This is a genomic window from Candidatus Kryptoniota bacterium (assembly GCA_036567965.1).
Taxonomy (GTDB): domain Bacteria; phylum Bacteroidota; class Ignavibacteria; order Kryptoniales; family JAKASW01; genus JAKASW01.
Map to the genome: position 1 here is coordinate 45007 of DATCTN010000013.1, position 6234 is coordinate 51240.

At 50.1% G+C, this 6234-nt stretch carries 4 protein-coding genes; 2 read left to right on the plus strand and 2 right to left on the minus strand.

Going from position 1 to position 6234, the window contains the following annotated elements:
* Window positions 1-87 precede the first annotated feature (87 nt).
* Window positions 88-1713 carry a chaperonin GroEL gene (gene groL, locus VIS48_05180; protein HEY9165534.1) on the minus strand — a complete coding sequence of 542 codons (1626 nt, stop codon included), beginning with the start codon at window positions 1711-1713 and terminating at the stop codon, window positions 88-90.
* Between the two features lie 20 nt (window positions 1714-1733).
* Window positions 1734-2018, minus strand: coding sequence for a co-chaperone GroES (gene groES, locus VIS48_05185; protein ID HEY9165535.1), 285 nt, complete (start codon window positions 2016-2018; stop codon window positions 1734-1736).
* A gap of 1004 nt (window positions 2019-3022) precedes the next feature.
* Here groES and mgtA point away from each other — a divergent pair.
* Both mgtA and VIS48_05195 read left to right on the plus strand, forming a co-directional pair.
* Complete coding sequence (mgtA, locus tag VIS48_05190; GenBank protein HEY9165536.1) at window positions 3023-5545, plus strand: magnesium-translocating P-type ATPase; 2523 nt, start codon at window positions 3023-3025, stop codon at window positions 5543-5545.
* 164 nt (window positions 5546-5709) lie between these two features.
* The coding region (locus VIS48_05195; GenBank protein HEY9165537.1) for a hypothetical protein at window positions 5710-6234 on the plus strand (525 nt) is incomplete at its 3' end.

The following is a 6234-nucleotide window of genomic DNA, read 5'->3' on the forward strand; positions in this document are numbered from 1 at the left end:
AATAGCAATTTCCTCATTCTTCTTCTGTTAGAAATAGCAAAGTCCCGCTCACGCGGGACTTTTTGTGTTTAGACCAATTTGGTTTGATCAGTACATGTCGCCCATTTGAGGAGATGGCGCAGCTGATCTCTCTTTCTCGGGCTTCTCACATACCACTGCTTCAGTGGTGAGGAGTAAGCTTGCAACGCTTGCAGCGTTCTGAAGTGCGGTACGTGTCACCTTTGTCGGGTCGATCACGCCGGCCTTGATAAGGTTCTCGTACTTCTCAGTCTGCGCGTTGAATCCGAAATCGTCTTTACCCTCTCTTACCTTCTGGAGGACAACGGAGCCTTCCAATCCAGCATTGTTGACGATCCATCTCAAAGGCTCTTCGAGAGCTTTCTTTATTATCTCAACGCCAATCTTCTGGTCTTCGTTTTCAGTTTTAACCGAATCCAGCGTGGAAACCGTTCTAAGGAAGGCAACGCCGCCGCCGGGAACAATACCTTCTTCAACTGCTGCACGCGTTGCATGAAGTGCATCCTCTACGCGGCCCTTTTTCTCTTTCATCTCGACCTCGGTGGTAGCGCCCATCTTAAGTACGGCGACGCCGCCGGATAACTTTGCCAGTCTCTCCTGCAGTTTCTCTTTGTCATAGTCCGATGTCGTCTTATCGATCTGCGCTTTGACTTCGTTGATGCGGCGCTTGATATCATCTTTCAATCCCGCACCTTCGACGATCGTTGTGTTGTCCTTGTCAACGGTTACCTTTTTCGCCGTACCGAGGAGCGCAAGTGTTGTATTTTCGAGCTTGAATCCCTTCTCTTCAGAGATAACCTGTCCACCGGTCAGGACGGCGATGTCCTCAAGCATCGCCTTCCGCCTATCGCCGAATCCGGGAGCCTTCACGCCCACACACTTCAAAGTGCCGCGAATCTTGTTCACGACCAGCGTCGCAAGTGCCTCACCCTCGAGGTCCTCCGCAATAATGACGGTCGAGCGTCCGGTTTGGGCAATCTTCTCGAGTACCGGCAGAAGGTCCTTCATTGCGGAGATCTTCTTGTCGTGGATAAGTATGTACGGATCCTCCATATTCGCTTCCATGGATTCTGTGTCCGTCACGAAGTAGGGCGATAGATAGCCGCGGTCGAACTGCATTCCCTCGACCACTTCCAGTGTCGTGTCCGTACCCTTCGCCTCTTCAACAGTGATTACGCCGTCCTTTCCCACTTTGTCCATCGCTTTCGCGATAAGCTCGCCGATCTCGCTGTCATTGTTCGCGGAAATTGTTCCGACTTGAGCGATCTCTTTCTTGTCCGTCACCTTGCGACTCATTTGTTTCAAGCCCGCGACTATTTGTTGGACAGCGAGATCGATACCGCGCTTCAGGTCCATCGGGTTTGCACCTGCAGTTACGTTTTTCAATCCTTCACGATAAATCGCTTGAGCGAGGACTGTTGCCGTGGTGGTCCCGTCGCCTGCGACGTCGGAAGTCTTGGATGCGACTTCGCGAACCATCTGTGCGCCCATGTTCTCGATCGCATCTTCAAGTTCGATTTCTTTCGCTACCGTCACGCCGTCCTTGGTTACGGTTGGGGCACCGTACTTCTTGTCGATGATGACGTTGCGTCCGCGTGGTCCGAGAGTCACTTTCACGGCATCTGCCAGCTTGTCAACACCTCGTTTCAGTGCTGAACGGGCATCGGGACCAAATTGAATTATCTTTGCTGCCATTATTTTATACTCCTTCTATTTCATATAATTGCAAAAATGTCGCTTTCGCGCATGATGAGATACTCCGTGCCTTCGTAATTGACTTCGGTTCCGGAGTACTTCCCGTACAAAATTTTGTCTCCAACTTTGACTTCAATCTGAATCTTCTTGCCTTCGTCGGTAACCCTTCCAGGTCCGATTGCGACTATCTCACCTTCCTGCGGACGTTCCTTCGCAGTATCGGGAACAAAAAGTCCACCTTTGGTTTTCTCGTCAGCCGGCAATGGTTTTACGACAACTCTGTCTGCCAATGGTTTAATCCTCATTTAACGACCCTCCTATTTTCTAAATCTCTTCTTAATTTTTTTGCTCATCCAAAGACTTGGATGTATTTTCGAACCTGGCCTTTGAGAGTGCTGATTTAGCGCTCTATAATTTTGGAGTCAGGGACTCAAACGTTGAGACGCATTGACTCAACTCAGTCTATTCACACTTAAAGGAATTCGCCAAATCCTTGACGTTTTTACGCGCGTCCTTCCGAACATCGTCCTGGCGCTTTTCTTTCGATACCTGCTCGAGGGCAAACTGCTTGTATGAAAAGTTTGCTGCATCAAATGTCTCTTTAATAGCAGACAGATTCGTCGTTGTGATCTCTTGAAGTAGACGTGTCACAAGAAATCTCCCGTGCAACCTTGCCTCGGGTCCAGATCTTTACATGCTAGTCCAAAAGATATCTCTCCATGCCGGCAGAGGAATTTCTGACGATTCGAAATACGCTTGACACGCTGTATATGATCCCGGTTTTAAGGGGCTTGTCTGCAATGAGACCCACAATCCGTATCCCATGAATTGTATGAATCGAAACGTCTTAGTTCGGCACCTCCCATTCAAGAACGGAATAGGTCTTTCTGAATCTTGAATAGTGTACCAATCGTGACCTCGATAACCAATCGACTGAAGGGATGATAGAGTAGCTAATCCTCTCTGGGAGGCGAAAGTGACTGCCAAAGCAAGTGTGCGTTCCCTTATTTGCTACTTAGTGCTGCCCTTCAGAGCTTATCGAACAGAAAAGGATAAGAAGATAGAGAATGGAATTGAGTTCATGGTACTGCAGAACTAGAATCGATCGGTGTACATTGAATCCAGATCCGAGAATGGATTGCGTACTCCCAAGGATGTTTCAATTGTTCTCCCGGTTACGGAGGAAAATGAATGCCGTTTCGGTTATAATATGTGGCAGGTGCCGCAGATCGGCCACGGCGCTTGCCGCGCCACCAGGTATGGCTTAGGTAACTTAGTTAATCTGAATTTTTCAAAGAGGAATATTGCAATGATTCAATTCCATCCGGCTTTCTGGAGTATTTCCTTAACCGATATGCTCAAAGAGCTGGAAGCAGTAAAGGATGGGTTGACTGCCGATGACGCCAGAAGGCGCCTCACCACTTATGGCTCTAATATCCTTAAGCCTCCAAAGCGAACGGATGTTTTGACGCTCCTGCTCAACCAGTTCAAGAGTCCGATCATCCTCATCCTTTTCTTCGCCACGGGGTTGTCGTTTTTTCTAAGTGATCCGGTCGACGCTTTTATCATTCTTTCAATCGTCCTAGTCAGCGGCTTGCTGGGGTTCTGGCAGGAGCGGAGCGCATCGAACGCCGTAGAAAAACTCCTTTCCATCGTTGAGATCAAATCGGCGGTAATGCGTGATGGAAGATCACAGGAAATCCCAGTCGAAGAAATTGTGCCTGGTGACATCGTCATCCTGAACGCCGGGGATGTCGTTCCCGGTGACGGGCTGGTTCAAGAATCCCAAGATTTGTTCGTCGACGAAGCTATGCTGACGGGCGAGACTTTTCCCGCTGAAAAAATAGCGGGACAGTTACCGGCGGAGACACCTTTGGGTCAGCGGACAAACGCGCTATGGATGGGCACGCACGTAGTGAGCGGCAGCGCAAGGGCGCTGGTTGTCCACACCGGGAAGAACACCGAGTTCGGAAAAGTGTCCGAGCGTTTAAAACTCCGACCCCAGGAAACGGATTTTGAACATGGCATCCGGAGATTCGGCTATTTCCTGATGGAAGTCACTCTGGTGCTCGTGGTTGCTATCTTTGCCTTCAATGTCTATCTGGCGCGTCCGGTCCTGGACTCGTTTCTCTTCTCGCTCGCGCTCGCAGTCGGACTGACGCCACAGCTGCTTCCGGCGATTATCAGCATCAATCTATCCCATGGCGCCAAACGGATGGCTGAAAAGAAGGTCATTGTTAAGAGGCTCGCTTCAATTGAAAACTTCGGCAGCATGAGCGTTCTCTGTTCCGATAAAACCGGAACGCTTACCGAAGGAGTCGTGCACGTTCAATCAGCCCTTGATTCGGAAGGCAATACCAGCGAGAGAGTTCTTCATCAGGCGTATCTAAATGCCATCTACGAGACTGGCTTCACAAATCCGATCGACGAGGCCATCCGCACTTATCGGCAGTTTGATTTGTCCGGCTACCGGAAAGAGGACGAAATCCCATATGATTTTCTTCGCAAACGATTGAGTGTGTTAGTTTCACATGATGGTACGCATGAGATGGTGACAAAGGGCGCGCTCTTGAATGTGCTCGCTGTCTGCTCATCGGTCGACGGCGGAGAGGGCGCCACGGCCGATATCGCTGCTGCGAGAGAGCGTATTCAGAAACACTTTGAGGAATTCAGTAGTAAGGGGTTTCGAACGCTGGGCATTGCTTACAAAAACATGGGGTCAGAGTCACGCATCAGCAAAGATGACGAGACGGGCATGACGTTCTCGGGATTCCTTGTCCTTTCCGATCTGCCCAAGCCCGGTATCGTCGAGACGATTACCAGCCTGAAGAATCTTGGAGTTGCGCTCAAGATCATCACGGGCGACAATCATCTCGTCGCTGCTAATGTCGGTCAACAGATGGGGTTGTCTGACAGGGCGATCCTCACGGGGCCGGACATTAGTAAATTGAGCGATGCCGCACTTATCAACCGCGTGGCGGGCGTTGATCTTTTCGCTGAGATAGAACCGAATCAGAAAGAGCGTATCATCCTCGCTCTGAGAAAAGCCGGAAATGTCGTCGGGTACATGGGCGACGGCATGAATGACGCCTCGGCGCTTCATGTTGCCGATGTCGGGATTTCCGTCGAGAGCGCTGTAGATGTTGCCAAGGATGCGGCGGACATCGTCTTACTCGAAAAGGACCTGGGCGTTCTGGTGCAGGGTGTGCGCGAAGGGAGGGCGACTTTTGCCAACACACTCAAGTATGTGTTCATGGCAACCAGCGCCAACTTTGGAAACATGTTCAGTATGGCCGGCGTATCTCTCATCCTGCCATTTCTTCCGTTACTCCCGAAGCAGATTCTCCTCACGAATCTCTTGACGGATTTCCCGGAGATGACTATCGCCACCGATAGTGTGGATAAAGAAATGATCGACTACCCGAGACGATGGGACATTAAGGCAATCCGCAAGTTTATGATTACGTTCGGGATCGTGAGTTCGGTTTTTGATTATCTAACTTTTGCCGTGCTTCTGCTGTACCTTCATGCCACTCAGGTCCAGTTCAGAACCGGGTGGTTCGTGGAGTCAGTTGTCTCAGCATCATTGATCGTCCTTATCATTCGAAGTAGGAAACCGTTCTTCAAGAGTCGACCGGGGAATTATCTGTTAACGGCGACTCTGGTAATTGCTGTCGTAACGGTGATTGTACCATTCACTCCATTTGCGGAGATTTTCGGGTTCAGCCCGCTGCCAATTCCATTTCTTCTGTTTATCGGTGTTATTGTATTGCTATACATTTTCACCGCCGAAATAGCGAAGAAGGTTTTTTACAAGAGGGTGAAAATGTGAAGCGCAAGTATACGCCTGTCAAACCGAGAAATAAGGCCGATTGGACCGAAAGATAAGCTCGGAGTATCATCGGGATTGTGGCACCGATCGGCGACTACGCCTACACCTCCAAAGAGTTAATCCCTTTGAACGATTTCATTGAAAAAACGGTTATTGTATCTTGATTGTCGACGAAAAGCGACACCGGCAACGGTACGGATATCAAAGAGAATGCAAAAACAGGAGCCTTTATCAAACGCAAACTACATATAGGAATAATCGACCTGGTTACCAAGGGGCCGACGCGTGCGCTGTGGGCGCGTGTGATGTACGCAAACTTTGCGAGCATCATGCCCCAGGTGCTGGGTGTGTGGTGTGAGGAACTCGGGCACGATGTGACACTGGTTTGCTATACGGGTTTTGAGAACCTGGTAGATGAACTTCCGCAGGATGTCGACGTCGTGTTCATCGGCGCATTCAGCGAAGCTGGACAGACAGCTTACGCACTGAGCAACTTGTTCAGGTCTCGCGGTGCGATCACCGTGCTCGGGGGTCCGCATGCGCGCTGTTATCCGCAGGACGCGCAGAAATATTTCGATTACGTCGTAGGACTGACGGACAAAGAAGTAATCCGGGAAGTGCTGGACGACTGCTCTCAACATCGTCCTGTCGGTGTGCATATCACTGCAAAGCAGCAGCCTTCTTCGATA

Coding starts and splice junctions, on each gene's coding strand:
- groL (HEY9165534.1), bottom strand. CDS start 1,713: ATGGCAGCAAAGATAATTCAATTTGGTCCCGATGCCCGTTCAGCACTG.
- groES (HEY9165535.1), bottom strand. CDS start 2,018: ATGAGGATTAAACCATTGGCAGACAGAGTTGTCGTAAAACCATTGCCG.
- mgtA (HEY9165536.1), top strand. CDS start 3,023: ATGATTCAATTCCATCCGGCTTTCTGGAGTATTTCCTTAACCGATATG.